This window comes from Luteimonas sp. WGS1318 (genome assembly GCF_043187535.1).
Taxonomy (GTDB): domain Bacteria; phylum Pseudomonadota; class Gammaproteobacteria; order Xanthomonadales; family Xanthomonadaceae; genus Luteimonas.
Genome location: NZ_CP171131.1, coordinates 724,287 through 741,181, shown reverse-complemented (window position 1 = coordinate 741,181; position 16,895 = coordinate 724,287). Strand labels below are relative to the sequence as shown.

At 66.7% G+C, this 16,895-nt stretch carries 14 protein-coding genes; 6 read left to right on the top strand and 8 right to left on the bottom strand.

The genetic code is table 11. The annotated features are described in order from the left end of the window. Positions 1–7: 7 nt before the first annotated feature. Genes ACF3M1_RS03295 through ACF3M1_RS03285 form a run of 3 tightly spaced genes read right to left on the bottom strand, consistent with a single transcriptional unit; the run spans position 8 to position 2,688 of the window. A complete protein-coding gene (locus ACF3M1_RS03295) occupies positions 8–655 on the bottom strand; it encodes a NeuD/PglB/VioB family sugar acetyltransferase (RefSeq protein ID WP_394003906.1) in 648 nt (215 codons plus the stop codon). A 28-nt stretch (positions 656–683) separates the two neighbouring features. After that, positions 684–1,850 (bottom strand): DegT/DnrJ/EryC1/StrS family aminotransferase, encoded by a 1,167-nt coding sequence (locus tag ACF3M1_RS03290; protein WP_394003905.1) that lies wholly within the window; start codon positions 1,848–1,850, stop codon positions 684–686. A 4-nt stretch (positions 1,851–1,854) separates the two neighbouring features. Further along, positions 1,855–2,688, bottom strand: a complete 834-nt coding sequence (locus tag ACF3M1_RS03285; protein ID WP_394003903.1) for a glycosyltransferase family 2 protein — start codon at positions 2,686–2,688, stop codon at positions 1,855–1,857. A gap of 137 nt (positions 2,689–2,825) precedes the next feature. Here ACF3M1_RS03285 and pilB point away from each other — a divergent pair, with 137 nt between their 5' ends. From pilB to coaE, 4 genes are all read left to right on the top strand, one after another. Next, on the top strand, positions 2,826–4,547 hold the full coding sequence (gene pilB, locus ACF3M1_RS03280) for a type IV-A pilus assembly ATPase PilB (RefSeq protein ID WP_394003902.1): 1,722 nt from the start codon (positions 2,826–2,828) through the stop codon (positions 4,545–4,547). A gap of 356 nt (positions 4,548–4,903) precedes the next feature. Beyond that, a complete protein-coding gene (locus ACF3M1_RS03275; RefSeq protein ID WP_394005158.1) occupies positions 4,904–6,058 on the top strand; it encodes a type II secretion system F family protein in 1,155 nt (384 codons plus the stop codon). Positions 6,059–6,086: 28 nt separating this feature from the next. Continuing rightward, positions 6,087–6,950, top strand: a complete 864-nt coding sequence (locus ACF3M1_RS03270) for a prepilin peptidase (protein ID WP_394003900.1) — start codon at positions 6,087–6,089, stop codon at positions 6,948–6,950. 16 nt (positions 6,951–6,966) lie between these two features. Further along, entirely contained in the window at positions 6,967–7,593 is a 627-nt protein-coding gene (gene coaE, locus ACF3M1_RS03265; protein WP_394003899.1) for a dephospho-CoA kinase, read from the top strand. Between the two features lie 404 nt (positions 7,594–7,997). Here coaE and ACF3M1_RS03260 read toward each other — a convergent pair whose 3' ends face one another. From ACF3M1_RS03260 to ACF3M1_RS03250, 3 genes are all read right to left on the bottom strand, one after another. Beyond that, positions 7,998–8,945 (bottom strand): Nudix family hydrolase, encoded by a 948-nt coding sequence (locus tag ACF3M1_RS03260; RefSeq protein WP_394003897.1) that lies wholly within the window; start codon positions 8,943–8,945, stop codon positions 7,998–8,000. A gap of 698 nt (positions 8,946–9,643) precedes the next feature. Then, on the bottom strand, positions 9,644–12,400 hold the full coding sequence (gene secA / locus ACF3M1_RS03255) for a preprotein translocase subunit SecA (protein WP_394003896.1): 2,757 nt from the start codon (positions 12,398–12,400) through the stop codon (positions 9,644–9,646). 153 nt (positions 12,401–12,553) lie between these two features. Continuing rightward, positions 12,554–13,438: a M23 family metallopeptidase gene (locus ACF3M1_RS03250; protein WP_394003895.1), complete on the bottom strand. Its 885-nt coding sequence runs from the start codon at positions 13,436–13,438 to the stop codon at positions 12,554–12,556. Positions 13,439–13,470: 32 nt separating this feature from the next. Between ACF3M1_RS03250 and ACF3M1_RS03245 the strand changes: the two genes are divergently transcribed. Next, positions 13,471–13,938, top strand: a complete 468-nt coding sequence (locus tag ACF3M1_RS03245; protein ID WP_394003894.1) for a DUF721 domain-containing protein — start codon at positions 13,471–13,473, stop codon at positions 13,936–13,938. A gap of 226 nt (positions 13,939–14,164) precedes the next feature. Here ACF3M1_RS03245 and lpxC read toward each other — a convergent pair whose 3' ends face one another. Continuing rightward, positions 14,165–15,073 carry a UDP-3-O-acyl-N-acetylglucosamine deacetylase gene (gene lpxC, locus ACF3M1_RS03240; RefSeq protein ID WP_394003892.1) on the bottom strand — a complete coding sequence of 303 codons (909 nt, stop codon included), beginning with the start codon at positions 15,071–15,073 and terminating at the stop codon, positions 14,165–14,167. Positions 15,074–15,428: 355 nt separating this feature from the next. Further along, positions 15,429–16,700, bottom strand: coding sequence for a cell division protein FtsZ (ftsZ, locus tag ACF3M1_RS03235; protein WP_394003890.1), 1,272 nt, complete (start codon positions 16,698–16,700; stop codon positions 15,429–15,431). Here ftsZ and ACF3M1_RS03230 point away from each other — a divergent pair. Next, positions 16,699–16,830: a hypothetical protein gene (locus ACF3M1_RS03230; RefSeq protein ID WP_394003888.1), complete on the top strand. Its 132-nt coding sequence runs from the start codon at positions 16,699–16,701 to the stop codon at positions 16,828–16,830. The two genes, ftsZ and ACF3M1_RS03230, sit on opposite strands and share 2 nt — an antisense overlap. Positions 16,831–16,895 lie beyond the last annotated feature (65 nt).

Below are 16,895 nucleotides of genomic sequence, written 5' to 3'. Positions count from 1 at the left end.
CGTGTCGTCATCGCTTACGTTCGGCCGGAACGCCGGCCACCATGGAGCCGGCAGGAACATCCTGCGTCACGCAGGCGCCCGCGGCAATCACCGCCCCATCGCCGATCACCAGCGGTCTGTCGGCGTTGCCATTGATGAAACACGCGTTGGTACCGACGAAGACCTCGCGCCCGATGTGTACGTTTCCTGCCACGTTGACCCCCGGCGACAAGACCGAGTAATCGCCTATCGCAACGTCGTGACTGATGGTGCAGGAGAGGTTGATCAACACGTGTCTGCCTACCTGAACATTGCAAGAGAGCACTACGTTCGCGCACACGATCGTCCCATGACCGATCTCTGTCCACGGCGAGATCTCTGCCCGAGGGTGCTTGAGTACAGTTGCCAAGTGCCCGCGTTCACTGAGGAGATTTGAGATTCTTGCCCGATCAGCGGGGCTTCCGACTGAAACCACAAAACCAAAGTCATCCGAAACGGGAAGCGAGTCCACGTGGATGACATCAATTCCATTGATCGGTGAGGACAGGAAACGATCGTGATCGACGACGAACTTCAACGCGACAGAGTTCTGAAAACAGGTCCGTGCGAGCCATGCGATTTCCCGGCCGGATCCTCCGGCGCCGAAGATTCGTAGTTCTTTGAGCGTCGTATTCATATGGGAAACTGAATTCGTGCCAGTTGGTTCATCCCGCAAGCGTCTTGATCACATTTGCGATGGTCGCAATCGCGCTTTCGTCGGCGGAGAAACCGTTGGGCAGGATGACCACCTCGCTCGCGACCCGGTCCGTTTCAGGGAGCATCAGTCCGGCATGCGGGAACAAATCCCGATACGGCTGCATGCCGTGGCAGCCGGGCCAGAAGTACTTTCGGGCCAGCACGTTCTCGGCATGAAGCGCAGCGATGATGGCGTCGCGGCTCGCCGCGCAGTCCGGGCCGACTTCCGCGACGATGTAGTGGTGGCTGTTGCGCTCGGCAGGGTCGTAATCCAGCACGCGCACGCCAGGGATGTTGATCAGGGCCGCCTTGTAGGCGGCATGGTTGCGGATATTGGTGTCGACGACGGCGTCGAAGCCATCCAGGTTGGCCAGGCCCATCGCGGCACAGACCTCGATCATCTTGCCGTTGGTGCCTGGGTGGATGACGTTGTCGTATCCCTTGAAGCCGAAGTTGCGCATCAGGCGCATGGCTTCCGCCAGTTCGTCGTCGTCGGTGGTGACGGCGCCGCCTTCCATGGTGTTGAAGGCCTTGGTGGCGTGGAAGCTGAAGACCTCGCACGCCCCGAAACTGCCGATGTTCCGGCCCTTGTAGCTGCTGCCGAACGCGTGGGCCGCGTCGAACATCAGCGAGAGTCCATGCTCCTCGGCAATGTCCTGCAGTTCGTCCACCGGGGCCGCTCGGCCCCACAAGTGCACGCCGATGATCCCGCTCGTGCGAGGGGTGATCATCCGTCGGACCGCGGCGGGATCAAGGTTGTGGGTAGCCGGATCGATGTCGGCGAATATCGGGGTAATTCCCTGCCAGTAAAGCGCGTGCGCGGTGGCCACGAAGGTCCAGGACGGCACGATGACCTCGCCCTCCAGCCCCAGTGCCCGGATGGCGATCTCCAGCGCGATCGTGCCGTTACACATGGCGATGCAGTGCTTGACACCGAGTTGCCCCGCGATGCGTCGCTCGAATTCCTGCACCATGGGGCCATTATTGGTCAGCCACTGATTGTCGAGGATGGCCTCGACTCGCTGCAGGAACCCTTCGCGGTCTCCTATGTTGGGGCGACCGACGTGGAGCGGTTCAATGAAGGCCGGCGGAGCTCCGTTCACGGCCAGATCCTTCGGGTCTCTGATCTCTTTCATGCCGTCAGCCGTCACGGCGATAAGTCAGATTGGTGATCTGTTCGGAAATTAATCCGATCAAGAAGATAATCACCGAGGCGCTAAACAGCAGGGTGCTCATGTTGGTGAAGCGACCCGCCGTCGTGAAGGTCCATCCGTAATACGCCAGACCAATACCGAAGAACGCGAACGCGACAGGTAGAAACAACTTCAGCGGCGAATACAGCGTCGCAATCTTGAAGATGATCAGCAGAAACCGGATACCGTCCCGCATCGGCCGGATATGGCTCTTCCCGATCCGCTGCGCCACCGGAATCGGCACATAGCTCACCGGGTAGGCGCTGCGGAAGAACGCCATGGTGCAGGTGGTGGGATACGAGAATCCGTTGGGCAGCAGGTGCAGGAATTCGCGGAACCTGTCGGCACGCACGGCGCGGAAGCCCGACGTGAGATCGGCGATTCGGTGGCCCGTCATCCAGCTGGCGAGACGGTTGTAGAACCCGTTCGCCGCGCCCCGGCCACGGCTGGCCTGACCGGAGGCGTCTCGCGCGCCCACCGCCATGTCGTAGCCCACCCCCAGGCGTTCGAGCAGCGCCTCGATGTGGGCCGGATCGTGCTGTCCATCGGCGTCCATGAAGACCAGCACCTCGCCGGTGGCCGCCCGGGCGCCACGCTTGATGGCCGCGCCGTTGCCCATCGAGTACGGGGCCTGTACCACGCGAGCTCCGTATTCCGAGGCAACCGCGGCGGTGTCGTCGGTCGAGCCGTCGTCGACGACGATGACCTCGGCATCCGGCTGGTACTTGACCAGCCGTGGCAGCGTCTTCCGAAGTCCTTCGGCCTCGTTCTTGGCCGGCATTACCACCGATATCCGCATCGCGCTCCCCTTTCCCGAGGCAGAGCGTAGCCTGCGGCCTGCCAGACGCAAAGCGCGCAGCGCTCTACCCGCGCGATGCGCATGCAGTAAAGTGCGCCCAGCCCCATTGGAAACCGCTTATGAGCGCCGTTGCGACCCCGAACCTGATCGGCATCACCGGTATCGCCCGCCGCCTCGTACTGGACGGCGCGCTCGACGAAGCGGCGGCGCGCGATGCGCTGGAGAAGGCCACGGCGGCGCGCAAGCAGATTGCGGCCTACCTGCGCGAGCAGAAGCTGGTGACCGCGGCGCAGATGGCGGCCGCGAACTCGATCGAGTTCGGCATGCCGGTCTTCGACCCTGCCGTGATGGACCCACAGGCCAGCGCGGTCAAGCTGGTCAGCGAGGAACTGCTCGGCAAGCACGGGGTGCTGCCGCTGTTCAAGCGTGGCAGCCGCTTGTTCGTGGGCACGGCGGACCCGACGAACACGCATGCGCTGGACGAGATCAAGTTCCACACCAACCTGACGGTCGAGCCGATCCTGGTCGACGAGGACAGCATCCGCCGCACATTGGAGGTGTGGCTGCAGGCCTCAGATTCGCTGGACGATTCGCTGGAGGACGCCGACGGCCTCGAATCACTGGACGTCGGCGGCGACGAGGACAGCAAGACCGACAATGTCGCCGACGGCAAGGACGACACGCCGGTCGTGAAGTTCGTCAACAAGGTGCTGGTGGATGCCATCAAGAAGGGCGCCTCGGACATCCATTTCGAGCCCTACGAGACCGATTACCGCGTGCGCCTGCGCATCGACGGCATCCTCAAACAGTCGGCGAAGATGCCGGTCAAGCTCAACCAGCGCATCACCGCGCGCCTGAAGGTCATGGCGCAGCTCGACATCGCCGAGAAGCGCGTGCCGCAGGACGGGCGCATCAAGCTGAACCTGTCGAAGACCAAGCAGATCGACTTCCGTGTCAGCACCCTGCCCACGCTGTTCGGTGAGAAGGTGGTGCTGCGTATCCTCGACGCCAGCGCGGCGAAGCTCGGCATCGACAAGCTGGGTTACGAGCCCGACCAGCAGGCGTTGTTTCTCGAGGCCATCCACAAGCCCTACGGCATGGTGCTCGTCACCGGCCCCACCGGCTCGGGCAAGACCGTGTCGTTGTACACGGCGCTCGGCATCCTCAACGACGAGACCCGCAACATCTCGACCGCCGAGGACCCGGTGGAAATCCGCCTGCCCGGCGTCAACCAGGTGCAGCAGAACAACAAGCGCGGCATGACCTTCGCCGCGGCGCTGAGGTCGTTCCTGCGCCAGGACCCGGACATCATTATGGTCGGCGAAATCCGCGACCTCGAAACCGCGGAAATCGCGATCAAGGCCGCTCAGACCGGCCACATGGTGCTGTCCACGCTGCATACCAACGATGCGCCGCAGACCATCTCGCGCCTGATGAACATGGGCATCGCGCCGTACAACATCACGTCGTCGGTGACACTGGTCATCGCGCAGCGCCTGGCGCGCCGGCTGTGCTCCAAGTGCAAGCGTCTCGCCAATATTCCCGAACACGCGCTGCTGAGCGAGGGCTATACCGAGGACCAGGTGCGCGCAGGCATCGAGCTCTACGAGGCCGTGGGTTGCGACGACTGCACCAACGGCTACAAGGGCCGTGTGGGCGTCTATCAGGTGATGCCGATGTCCGAGGCGATCCAGGAGATCATCCTGCAGGGCGGCAACGCCATGCAGATCGCCGAGGCGGCGCAGAGATCCGGGGTGAGCGATCTGCGCCAGTCGGCGCTGGAGAAGGCGCGTCAGGGGCTGACCAGCCTGGCCGAGATCAATCGCGTGACCAAGGACTAAGGGCGATTTAGATCGGCTTGCGTCCGCGAGGCCCCCTTCCCCTGTAGGAGCGCGCTTGCGCGCGCTCGGCGGTCCCGGGACAGCCTGTCGCGCGCAAGCGCGCTCCTACAGGGGGGCATGCTTGGAAATCGGCGCGCGGTCACGGCCCGGGACCGACACTTTTCCGCACAACCCGCTACCATGCTGGCATCCGCCCGGCTGGGGAAAGCCGGTTCTCTGGGGAATCCCGCATGTCGATCTCACGTACCGCCGCACGGAAAACCGTTGCCCGAAAGCCTGCTGCTGCCGCGCCCGTGCGCGCCGGCGTGACCCTGGACACCTTTGTCTGGGAAGGCACCGACAAGCGCGGCATCAAGATGAAGGGGGAGCAGCAGGCGAAGAACGCCAACCTGCTGCGTGCCGAATTGCGCCGCATGGGCATCCAGCCCAGCGTGGTCAAGACCAAAGGCAAGCCCCTGTTCGGCAAGACCGGGAAGACGATCTCGGCCAAGGACATCGCGGTGTTCAGCCGTCAGCTGGCGACGATGATCAAGTCCGGCGTACCGGTGGTCCAGGCCCTGGAGATCATCGGTTCGGGCAACAAGAATCCGCGCATGGCCGACATGGTCAACAGCATGCGCCTCGACATCGAGGGCGGCTCGTCGATCAGCGAATCGCTGGCCAAGCATCCGGTGCAGTTCGACGAACTGTTCCAGAACCTGGTGCGGGCCGGTGAATCCGCCGGTGTGCTGGAGACGGTGCTCGACACCATCGCCACGTACAAGGAAAACACCGAGAAGCTCAAGGGCAAGATCAAGAAGGCGTTGTTCTACCCGGCCGCGGTCATCGCGGTGGCGATCATCGTCAGCGCCATCCTGCTGATCTTCGTGGTGCCGCAGTTCGAAGCGGTGTTCGCCGACTTCGGCGCCGACCTTCCGGCGTTCACACAGATGATCGTGGCGGCGAGTGATTTCCTGGTCAGTTACTGGTGGGCGGTATTGGGCATCGTCGCGGCTGCCGCGTTCGCCTTCATCTTCACCTACAAGCGTTCGGTGCCGATGCAGCACGCGATCGACCGGATGATGCTGAAGATTCCGGTGATCGGCCCGCTGCTGCACAACGCCTCGATCGCCCGCTTCTCGCGCACGCTGGCAACGACCTTCCGCGCCGGTGTACCGCTGGTCGAGGCGCTCGACACCGTGGCCGGCGCGACCGGCAACACCGTCTACGAGAAAGCCGTGCTGCGCATGCGCGACGACGTCTCGGTGGGCTACCAGGTCAACATGGCGATGAAGCAGGTCAACCTGTTCCCGCACATGGTGGTGCAGATGACCGCGATCGGCGAAGAGGCCGGTGCGCTCGACACGATGCTGATGAAGGTCGCCGAGTTCTACGAGGAAGAGGTCAACAACGCTGTCGATGCGTTGAGCAGCCTGCTCGAACCGATGATCATGGTGTTCATCGGTGGTCTCGTCGGTGGCATGGTCATCGGCATGTACCTGCCGATCTTCAAGCTGGCGGCCGTCGTCTGACGGCCCCGCACCGCAACTGAATTTCTAGATGGCGTTTCTCGACCAGAACCCCGCACTCGGCTTTCCGCTCGCCGCCGGCCTCGGCCTGCTGGTGGGCAGCTTCCTCAACGTGGTGATCCTGCGCCTGCCGCGGCGCATGGAATGGGCGTGGAAGCGCGACAGCCGCGAGATCCTCGGTGAGCCGGAGCTCTACGACCCGCCCCCGCCGGGCATTGTCGTCGAGCGCTCGCATTGCCCGCACTGCGGGCACCAGCTGTCGTGGTACGAGAACATTCCGGTCCTGAGCTGGCTGGCGCTGCGCGGCAAGTGCCGCAGCTGCAAGGCGCCGATCTCGATCCAGTACCCGGCGGTCGAACTGCTGACGATGCTGCTGTTCGTCGCCTGCGTGTGGCGCTTCGGCTTCGGCTGGCAGGGCTTCGGTGCGCTGGTGCTGACTGGTTTTCTGGTCGCGCTGTCGGGTATCGACATCCGCACCCAGCTGCTGCCTGATTCGCTGACGCTGCCCCTAATGTGGCTCGGGCTGATCGCCAGCCTGGATACGCTCTACATGCCCGCCAAGCCCGCGCTGCTGGGCGCGATCGTCGGGTACGCGAGCCTGTGGTCGGTGTGGTGGCTGTTCAAGCAGGCCACCGGCAAGGAAGGCATGGGTCATGGCGATTTCAAGCTGCTCGCCGCGCTGGGCGCCTGGTGCGGCCTGACCGGTCTGCTGCCGATCATCCTGATCTCGGCCGTGGCTGGCGCGATCATCGGCTCGATCCTGCTCGCCGTGCAGGGCCGCGACCGCGCCACGCCGATCCCGTTCGGCCCGTATCTGGCCATCGCCGGCTGGGTGACCTTCATGTGGGGCGACGACCTGGTCGGCAGTTACATGCGCGTCGCCGGACTGGCGTAACCGCGGGCGCTCCGGAATGAGCGCGCTGATCATCGGCCTGACCGGCGGCATCGCCTCGGGCAAGTCCGCGGCCACGGCCGCATTCGAGGCGCGCGGCATCACCGTCGCCGATGCCGATCTCGCCGCGCGCGAGGCGGTGGCCCCGGGGAGCCCGGGGCTTGCGGAGGTCCTTGAGGCCTTCGGTGCCGGAGCGCTGGCCGCGGACGGAAGCCTCGACCGCGCGGCGATGCGCCGGCGCATCTTCGAGGACCCGCTGGCGCGGATCCGGCTCGAAGCCATCGTCCATCCACGCGTCCGCCAGGCGCTGCGCCTGGCCTGCGAGACGGCCGCCAGCCCCTACGCCGTCGCGGCGATTCCGCTGCTGGCCGAAGGCGGGCGCGACGCGTATCCGTGGCTGCACCGCGTGCTGGTGATCGATGTGCCGGCCGACGTGCAGATGGCGCGCCTGCTCGCACGCGACGGCATCGACGACGCGCTCGCCGCCCGGATGGTCGCCGCACAGGCCGACCGTGAGGCGCGCCTCGCGATTGCCGACGATGTGGTCGTCAACGACGGCAGCCTGGACGCACTGGATCAGCGCATCGGCGCACTCGACGCGCACTACCGTGCGCTGGCGCAGGCGATGCCGTCGCCGCAGGTCTGACCTCGCGAAGCGATCGACACGTTCACTCGAGACAGATATCAGGGATGCCCCCACCCCGCCGCCATGCGCGCATCGCCCGTGTTGGCAGGCGCGCACGTATGCGGCCCCGACGCCACTGGATCTGGCCGCCGGCGGCGAGTGCGGGTTCTCGTGTTGCCATACGTGCATCACATACAGCTCGGACCGCCCTCGACACCGGGCCCGTCTGCGCCCTCGCTTCGCCACAGCGCTTGCGCAACCGCAGACGCAATGCGCGCGGCCTGCCTGGATGACGAACCCATCTCGCGTCGGAAAGACGCCCCGACAGCCTGTGAGTGCCTGCCGCTTCATCCACGCTCGGGACCGCGTGCAGACCGTGCGCCACCCGCTTTCCCGGCGAGACACGCAGGCACACGTCGATCGTCTCAGTCGCCGGCCCACAGGCTGCGGATGGCCGCGATACCCTGTGCGCCGTGCTGCCGGGCTTCGGGAATGTCACCGGGCGTCAGCCCGCCGATCGCATAGATCGGCACGGCCGTGGCCTCGCGCAGCTGCGAGAAGGCGGCCCAGCCGATGCCGGGCACGCCCGGGTGGCTGGGCGTCGCCCGCACATGGCCCAGCACGACGAAGTCGCAGCCGATCACCTCGGCCATGCGCAACTCGTCGAGTGTGTGACACGACGCCGCCAGCGGGACGTCGGTCGGTACAGGACGCGCGGATGCCTGACGCAGCGCGGCGGCCGTCAGGTGCAGGCCGACGCCGGCGTCGCGCGCCATCCCGGCCGGTCCGTTGAACAGGAGCTCGGCCTTGTGGCGGCGACATCGCGTGGCCGCGGCCGCCAGCAACTGCGCCTGGCGCGCCGCGGCGATGCCGGGCAGACGCACCTGCACCCGCCGGATGCCCTGCGCCAGTGCAGCATCGAGCCGGCGCAGCCACGCGGCATCGTCGTCGGCAGGCGGCGGCGTGACCAGGTAGCGGTCGGGCTGGCGCAGTGCGGCGACCACCGGCAGGTCGGCCGGCGGCATCGAATAGCGCGCGAGCTTCTCCGGCGCCACCCAGGTCAGCGCCTGGCCCTCCCGCCCCTTCGGCATGCCCTGCCAGCCGGTGACCTGACGGACGTCGAGCCGCAGCCGCTTGTGCGCATACGCCTGGGGCACGGTGATCACGTGCGCGCCGATGCTGGCCTGGATGCCCAGCTCTTCGTCGAGTTCGCGGGCCAGCGCCTGCTCGGGCGATTCGTCCGGCTCGCGCTTGCCGCCGGGAAACTCCCACAGGCCGGCCATGTCCTGGCTGGGCGTGCGGCGCGACAGCAGGATCCGGCCGCGCTTGTCGGTGATGACCCCGGCGACGACTTCGATGACGCGTTCGCTCATGCGGCTTCGCAAAGGAGGGGGCGGTCAGGTTAGGCGAGGTGCGGCACGCTCCGCCAGCTGAATGCAGGCAGGCCTCACGCGCAGGCAACGCCGCGGGTGGCCAACGGCGCCGTGGCGGCCGCATCGTCCGCGAGAACGCGCTTGCGCGCGATTGGTGCGCCGCGATAGATCCTCAACGCTCACTGCACGCGTCGCGGCGCCGGCGTGTCATCCAGGTGCGCTGGCGCAGTGTGCCCGTCTGCGCGGATAGGCACGGCGCTGTGCGCGCCGCCGGTCATTGCCGAAGCGGAGGGCGCGTCGGCCAGTGCGCCGTGCGGCTCGATTCGTCGGCTCGCCTCCTGATGCTGGGACGTCCAGCCATCGATGAAGGGGAACGCCTCTCGCGCGCGAGCGCGCTCCTACAGAACGCGGATCCGCTGCGGCCTACGAAGATGGCTGCGACGAAGACCTCGTGCGTGCCCGGACAGCTCGGCCGACCTCGCTGCGTTGCGTAGCGCCTGTCATCGCCGAAGCGCAGGGGCGGCGTGGTCGGCCTCTGCGCCGCCAGGCTCGATGCGCCGGCCCTGGAGTCTGCCGCCGGCGGATGTACGGCCGTCGATGGGCGGGGAACGCCTCTCGCGCGCGAGCGCGCGCCTACAGGACGCGGGGTCGCTCGGGTCCGCTGAGCGGGCCGCGATGCAGCCCGCGCGCCGGTTCGGTCAGCTCAGCTGACCGTGGCAGTGCTTGTACTTCTTGCCGCTGCCGCAGGGGCAGGGATCGTTGCGTCCGACCTTGGCGCCGTCGCGCACGATCGGCGCCTGGGCGCCCGACTGGGCGGCCGCCGCGGCACGCACGTCCTCGGCCTCCTCGTCGGCGCCGTAGCCGCCGGCATCGGCGTGCTGGAACTGGGCCTGGTTGAGCTTGGCCTCGACCTGGCGCCGCTCCTCGGCTTCCAGCGCGGCGATCTCGTCCTCGCTGCGCACGCGCACGCGGGCCAGCATCGTGGTCACGTCGAGCTTGACCTTGTCGAGCATCTCGGAGAACAGCTCGAACGCCTCGCGCTTGTATTCCTGCTTCGGCTGCTTCTGCGCATAACCACGCAGGTGGATGCCCTGGCGCAGGTAATCCATGCGGCCCAGGTGTTCCTTCCAGCCCTGGTCGAGCACGTTGAGCATGATGTGCTTCTCGAGCATGCGCATCGTCTCGTCGCCGAGCTGCGCCTGCTTGTCGGCGAACAGCTGGTCGACCGCCTGCTGCACGTGCTCGGTGATCTGTTCGGCATCCAGTTCCTGGCGCGTGGTCGCCAGTTCGACCAGCGGCACGCGCAGCCCGAACTCGCGCTCGATCTCCGACTCCAGGCCCGGCAGGTCCCACTGGTCGTCGATCGACTGCGGCGGCACGTAGCGGGCGACGATGCCGGAAATCACGTCGGCGCGGATGCCGTCGATGTTCTCCTTGACGCTCTCGGCGTCGAGCAGTTCGTCGCGCTGGCCGTAGATCACCTTGCGCTGGTCGTTGTTGACGTCGTCGAAGTCGAGCAGGTTCTTGCGGATGTCGAAGTTGTGCGCCTCGACCTTGCGCTGCGCGTTGGCGATCTGCTTGGTGACCAGCGGCGACTCGATGATGTCGTCTTCCTGCAGGCCCATGCGCGCCATGACCTTCTGCACCCAGTCGGCGGCGAAGATGCGCATCAGGTTGTCTTCGAGCGACAGGTAGAAGCGGCTCGAGCCCGGATCGCCCTGGCGGCCCGAACGGCCGCGCAGCTGGTTGTCGATGCGCCGCGATTCGTGACGCTCCGTACCGAGAATGTGCAGGCCGCCCGCCGCCTTGACCGCGTCGTGGCGCACCTGCCATTCGGCCTTGAGCCGGGCCCTGGTGGCCTCGTCGACCGGCGCGCCGGTCTCGGCTTCGAGCTGCGCCAGCTCGCTTTCGAGCGAACCGCCGAGCACGATATCGGTGCCGCGGCCGGCCATGTTGGTGGCGATGGTCACCGCACCCGGGCGGCCGGCCTGGGCGATGATCTGCGCTTCGCGCTCGTGCTGCTTGGCGTTGAGCACTTCGTGCGCGATGCCTTCCTTGCGCAGGTGCTCGGACAGCAGCTCGGAGACTTCGATCGACGTGGTGCCCACCAGCACCGGCTGGCCCTGCTCGTGCTTGGCCTGGATCTCGCGCGCGACCGCGCGGTACTTGCCGGGCCGGTTGAGGAATACCGCATCGGGCGCGTCCTTGCGGATCATCGGCCGGTGGGTCGGGATCACCACCACCTCGAGCGAATAGATGCTCTCGAACTCGAACGCCTCGGTATCGGCGGTACCGGTCATGCCCGACAGCTTGTCGTACATGCGGAACAGGTTCTGGAACGTGATGCTGGCGAGCGTCTGGTTCTCGCGCTGCACCGGCACGCCTTCCTTGGCCTCGACCGCCTGGTGCAGGCCGTCCGACCAGCGCCGGCCCGGCAGCGTGCGGCCGGTGAATTCGTCGACGATGATGACTTCGCCGTCGCGCACGATGTAGTGGTCGTCGCGCTGGTAGATCGCATGCGCGCGCAGGCCGGCATTGAGGTGATGCACGACGTGGATGTTCTGCGGCGCGTAGAGGCTGTCGTCCTCACCGAGGATCCCGGCCTTGCGCAGCAGTTCTTCCGCGTGTTCCTGGCCGGCCTCGGACAGGTGGACCTGCTTGCCCTTCTCGTCGACCCAGAAGTCGCCATCACCGTCTTCGGTCTCCTGGCGCACCAGTGACGGCACGATGCGGTTGACCTTGATGTAGAGCTCAGGCGAATCGTCGGCCGGGCCGGAGATGATCAGCGGCGTGCGCGCTTCGTCGATCAGGATCGAGTCGACCTCGTCGATGATCGCGTAGTTGAGCTTGCGCTGGTAGCGGTCGGCCTTCGACAGCGCCATGTTGTCGCGCAGGTAGTCGAAGCCGAACTCGTTGTTGGTGCCGTAGGTGATGTCGGCGCGGTAGGCCTCGCGCTTGGTCTCGCCATGCGGCATGCCCGGCCAGATCACACCGACCGACAGGCCCAGCCAGTTGTAGAGCTTGCCCATCTGCGCCGCGTCGCGGCGGGCCAGATAGTCGTTGACGGTGATGACGTGGACGCCCTTGCCCTCGAGCGCATTGAGATACGTCGGCAGCGTGCCGACCAGGGTCTTGCCCTCACCGGTGCGCATCTCGGCGATCTTGCCCATGTGCAGCACCATGCCGCCGATCAACTGCACGTCGTAGGGGCGCATGCCGAGCACGCGCTTGCTCGCCTCGCGACACACCGCGAACGCCTCGGGCAGGATCTTGTCGAGGGCTTCGCCGTTGGCGACGCGCGCCTTGAACTCGGGGGTCTTGGCCTGCAGCTCGGCGTCGGACAGCGCCTCCATCTGCGGCTCCAGCGCGTTGATCTTCGCGACGATCTTTTCGAGCTGTTTGACGAAGCGGTCGTTGCGACTGCCGAAGACACTGGTGAGCAGACGATTGAGCATGTGGAATCCGGGTCCTGGAATCGACACGGCTCCGGGCGGTTTCCCCCGAAGCCGCAAAAAAGAAAGGGCGCCGGGCGCCCTCTCGTTGGCAACACGCATTGTAGCTTGGGGAGCCGGCGGGCGTTTTCAAGCCGCTGGCCGGGCCCCTTGCGCTTACTGGCGGCTCACGCCCATGTCGCCGAGGAACTTGCGCGGGTTCTGCACGCGGCCGTTCTCCCAGACCTCGAAGTGCACGTGGGCGCCGGTCGAGCGGCCCGTGGAACCGGCCTTGGCGATCTCGTCGCCGACGCGGACCAGATCGCCCACCTTGGCCAGGTTGCGCGAGTTGTGCGCGTAGCGGGTCACGTAGCCGTTGCCGTGGTCGACCTCGACCACGTTGCCGTAGCCACCGCGCACACCGGAGTAGCTGACCACGCCGTTGGCGACGGTCATCACCGGGTCGCCGGTGCGGGCGTCGAAGTCGATGCCCTTGTGGAACTGGCCGCCACGGCCGAAGGGATCGGCGCGGTAGCCATAGGACGAGGTCACGAAGCTGCTGGCCACCGGCGAGCGCGACGGCATCGCGTTCTGTTCCAGCGTGCGGTCGAACAGCAGCGCCTCGAGCACCGAGAGCTGCTGCCCGGAATTGGCCAGGTCGCCATCCAGACCATCGAGGCCGTCGAGCAGACGGCGCGCCGGCATGTCGTAGGCCGCTTCCGGGCCACCGACGCCGACCGGGCGATCGAAGTCGAACTCGCCGCCTTCGAGGCCGGCGCCGCGGGCGAGCCGGTCGCCGAGCGCGTTGAGTCGGTTGGCCTGCGCCTGCAGTTCGCCCATGCGCGCGGCGAGTGCGTTGATCTCGCGCTGCGCGTCGCGACGGGTCTCGTCCAGGCTGCGCTCGTGCGCGGCGGCCACGCCGTTGAGGCGGGCGATCTCGGCCGAGTTCATCGCGGCCGCGCCGCACATGCCGGCCGCCGCGATCACGATGGCCAGCGAAACGGGCTTGCGTCGGGCCAGAACGCGGGTCTTGCGGGCCACATGCGCGAGACGCTCGCGCATATCATTCAGAAGGTTGTGTACGGTCATTGCCAATGTCTGATTTCCGGTCCAGGTCCAAGCCCCCCCGCGTCGGTGCGTCCCGTATCGGGACCCCGACCGCCGCACTCGATGCGGCGCTGGTGGGCGCGTCGGCCGATCCGATCCGCCGGGCCATCTGGCTCGACGCACTGGACCGCCGCCTTGTTCCCCTGCTGCCGCCGGCGCTGGCGCCGCATGCGCGGCTGGCCAATGTCGATGGCAACAGGCTGGTGTTCCTCGTCGATTCGCCCATCTGGCACGCCAGGCTGCGCCTGTCGGCCGAGGTGCTGCTCGACGCCGCCCGGTCCATCGGGCTGGATGTCAGCGACATCGTCGTCAGGACCTCGACCCGGCCGTTGCGAGCGCCTGCTGCCGATGCCGGCAGGCCGCCGGTCGGCGGCGCACCGTCGGCTGCATCACGTGAGGCGCTGCAGGCGGTGCTGGCGTCGCTGCGTTCGCCGGAAGACGACCGCACGGACTGATTCGGGATCCCGAATCCCGCTCATCGGCGTCAAGGCCGGGTGAAGGGGACGGGGCATCCTACCCACCCGACCCGCGGTAAACGTTAAGCCGGCGCCTTCAATTCAGGCTTATTTCGTTATTTATCCGTTAAATAACGGGCGCAGCGCGCCGAGAAACGCCTGTCCGAAGGCGATCGGGGCCACGGAAGACAGGGGCAGCGATGCGCGGCGTACGCCGCGCAGCAGTTCAGGCGACGACCGGGGTGCCGTAGGCCAGCGGCGCGGGTTCGGAGGCTTCGAAGCTCACCGTCTCCCAAGCCGAGCGCTGCTCGAGCAGTGCACGCACGAGCTTGTTGTTGAGCGCGTGTCCGGACTTGTAGCCCTTGAACAAGCCCAGGATCGGATGCCCGGCGAGATACAGGTCGCCCACGGCGTCGAGGATCTTGTGACGCACGAACTCGTTGGCGTAGCGCAGGCCGTCGTCGTTGAGCACACGGAACTCGTCGAGCACGATCGCGTTGTCCATCGAGCCGCCGAGGCCGAGGTTGCGCTCGCGCATGTATTCGAGATCCCGCATGAAGCCGAAGGTCCGCGCGCGGCTGACCTCGCGGATGTAGGCCTCGGTCGAGAACTCCACCTCGGCGCGCGACTGCGCCAGCGGAATCGCCGGATGGTCGAACGCGATGGTGAAGTCGAGCTTGAAGCCATCGTAGGGCTCGAAGCGGGCGATCTTGTCGCCCTCGCGCACTTCCACCGGTTCGAGTACACGGATGAAGCGCTTCGGCGCGTCCTGCTCGACCACGCCGGCCGACTGCAGCAGGAACACGAACGGACCGGACGAGCCGTCCATGATCGGCACTTCGGCCGCGGACAGTTCGATATAGAGGTTGTCGACACCGAGGCCTGCGAGCGCGGACATCAGATGTTCGACCGTCTGCACGTTGGCCGCGCCCTGGCTCAGGCCGGTGCACAGCGTGGTTTCGGTGACGAGATGGCCAGCGGCGGGAATCTCGACCACCGGATCCAGATCGACGCGGCGGAACACGATGCCGGTATCGGGCGCCGCGGGACGCAGGGTCAGGAACACCTTTTCGCCGCTGTGCAGGCCGACGCCCGTCGCGCGGATGACGTTCTTGATGGTGCGTTGCCGGGGCATGGGAATTCCGGAGTGGGGAGGTTCCAGGCAGCCGCCGACTTCAGGCTGTCATCGGAATGGGGGGCAGATTATCACGCTGCCCGCTGAACCTGAACGGAAGTACGGATGGCCCTCGCGTGCATGCGGGCGCATCGCCCACGGCGCACGGTGCAGGTCGGAAGCGCGAAAACCGTCCACCGGGCCGGACAGGCCCGGTGGACGCAAAAACGAGGGCGCGCGGACGACGCGCCATCGGAACAACGAGGACACCGTCGGGCACTCCGGCGCGGCGCATGCGCCGCCCGTCGACCGGTGCACCGGATGACGGGCCTGAGGCCACGCCATCGACGGTTCACCGGGTCGCGGCCCGGAACGCTCAGTCGGCCTGACGACGCAGGAAGGCCGGAATGTCCAGATAGTTGTCGTTGCCGAAGTCGGCCGCCTTCGGCGTCTCGTGGGTTTCGGTCCGCGCCGGCGTCGCACGGCCACCGGTCTGCGCGCTGTTGCCCCGCAGCGAAGCGGCGATGCTGTGGCCCGGGCTGTAGGCGGCCACGGCGTCGGACTCGTCGTCGATCAGCATGCCGGTGGTGCCGTCACGGACACCGCGCTGGTTGTTGCTGATCAGCTGCACCTGCGGCTTGCCGCGACCGGCGGGGCCTTCGGTATAGCCGGCGGCACGTGCCGGCGCACGGTTCAGACCGGTCGCCACGACGGTCACGCGGACCTCGTCCTGCATGTCGGGATCGAGCACGGTGCCGATGACGATGGTCGCGTCCTCGCTGGCGAAGTTCTCGACGGTGCGGCCGACTTCGTCGAACTCGCTCATCGTGAAATCCGCACCGGCGGTGATATTGACCAGGATGCCGTTGGCGCCGGCCAGGTTGACGTCGTCGAGCAGCGGGTTCTGGATCGCCGCTTCGGCGGCGGCCTGCGCGCGATCGTCGCCGCGGGCATGGCCGGTGCCCATCATCGCCAGGCCCATTTCGGACATCACGGTGCGCACGTCGGCGAAGTCGACGTTGATCAGGCCCGGACGGACGATCAGGTCGGCGATGCCCTGCACGGCGCCCAGCAGCACGTCGTTGGCGGCGCGGAAGGCCTGGATCATCGTGGCGTTGCGGCCGAGCACGGTGATCAGCTTCTCGTTGGGAATGGTGATCAGCGAGTCGCAATGCGCCGACATCTCTTCGATGCCCTTGAGCGCGACCTGCATGCGGCGACGGCCTTCGAACGGGAACGGCTTGGTGACCACGGCGACGGTCAGGATGCCCATCTCCTTGGCGAGCTGCGCGACGACCGGGGCTGCGCCGGTGCCGGTGCCGCCGCCCATGCCGGCGGTGATGAACACCATGTCGGCGCCCTGCAGCGCGTCCATGATGATCTCGCGGTCTTCCAGTGCGGCCTGACGGCCGACTTCCGGGTTGGCGCCTGCGCCCAGCCCCTTGGTGACGCTGCTGCCGAGCTGCAGCTGCAGCTTGGCGCCGCAGTTCTTGATCGCCTGCGCGTCGGTGTTGGCGGTGATGAACTCAACGCCGTCGACGCTGTTGTTGACCATGTGTGCGACCGCGTTGCCGCCGCCGCCGCCCACGCCGATGACCTTGATCACCGCGTTGGGAGCCATCTTTTCCACGAGTTCGAAATGTGCCATGTCCGTTGTCCTCGGTGTGATCGCCGGGATTGGGAATTCGGGATTCGGGATTCGCAAAAGCATCGTGCGTCCCGTTTCTCGTCCGTCCCGGCATTCAGTTGATTTTTTGGTTTTATGGGGTACCGCCTGAAACGCTATGCCCTGCCCGCCCGCCGCGCTCTGCTGTTGCTGTTGCTCTTTCAAATCCCGAATCCC

Bases quoted from the DNA above. Each gene is read 5' to 3' on its own strand.
- ACF3M1_RS03295 (WP_394003906.1), bottom strand. From the start codon at position 655: ATGAATACGACGCTCAAAGAACTACGAATCTTCGGCGCCGGAGGATCC.
- ACF3M1_RS03290 (WP_394003905.1), bottom strand. From the start codon at position 1,850: ATGAAAGAGATCAGAGACCCGAAGGATCTGGCCGTGAACGGAGCTCCG.
- ACF3M1_RS03285 (WP_394003903.1), bottom strand. From the start codon at position 2,688: ATGCCGGCCAAGAACGAGGCCGAAGGACTTCGGAAGACGCTGCCACGG.
- pilB (WP_394003902.1), top strand. From the start codon at position 2,826: ATGAGCGCCGTTGCGACCCCGAACCTGATCGGCATCACCGGTATCGCC.
- ACF3M1_RS03275 (WP_394005158.1), top strand. From the start codon at position 4,904: ATGAAGGGGGAGCAGCAGGCGAAGAACGCCAACCTGCTGCGTGCCGAA.
- ACF3M1_RS03270 (WP_394003900.1), top strand. From the start codon at position 6,087: ATGGCGTTTCTCGACCAGAACCCCGCACTCGGCTTTCCGCTCGCCGCC.
- coaE (WP_394003899.1), top strand. From the start codon at position 6,967: ATGAGCGCGCTGATCATCGGCCTGACCGGCGGCATCGCCTCGGGCAAG.
- ACF3M1_RS03260 (WP_394003897.1), bottom strand. From the start codon at position 8,945: ATGAGCGAACGCGTCATCGAAGTCGTCGCCGGGGTCATCACCGACAAG.
- secA (WP_394003896.1), bottom strand. From the start codon at position 12,400: ATGCTCAATCGTCTGCTCACCAGTGTCTTCGGCAGTCGCAACGACCGC.
- ACF3M1_RS03250 (WP_394003895.1), bottom strand. From the start codon at position 13,438: ATGCGCGAGCGTCTCGCGCATGTGGCCCGCAAGACCCGCGTTCTGGCC.
- ACF3M1_RS03245 (WP_394003894.1), top strand. From the start codon at position 13,471: ATGTCTGATTTCCGGTCCAGGTCCAAGCCCCCCCGCGTCGGTGCGTCC.
- lpxC (WP_394003892.1), bottom strand. From the start codon at position 15,073: ATGCCCCGGCAACGCACCATCAAGAACGTCATCCGCGCGACGGGCGTC.
- ACF3M1_RS03230 (WP_394003888.1), top strand. From the start codon at position 16,699: ATGTCCGTTGTCCTCGGTGTGATCGCCGGGATTGGGAATTCGGGATTC.
- ftsZ (WP_394003890.1), bottom strand. From the start codon at position 16,700: ATGGCACATTTCGAACTCGTGGAAAAGATGGCTCCCAACGCGGTGATC.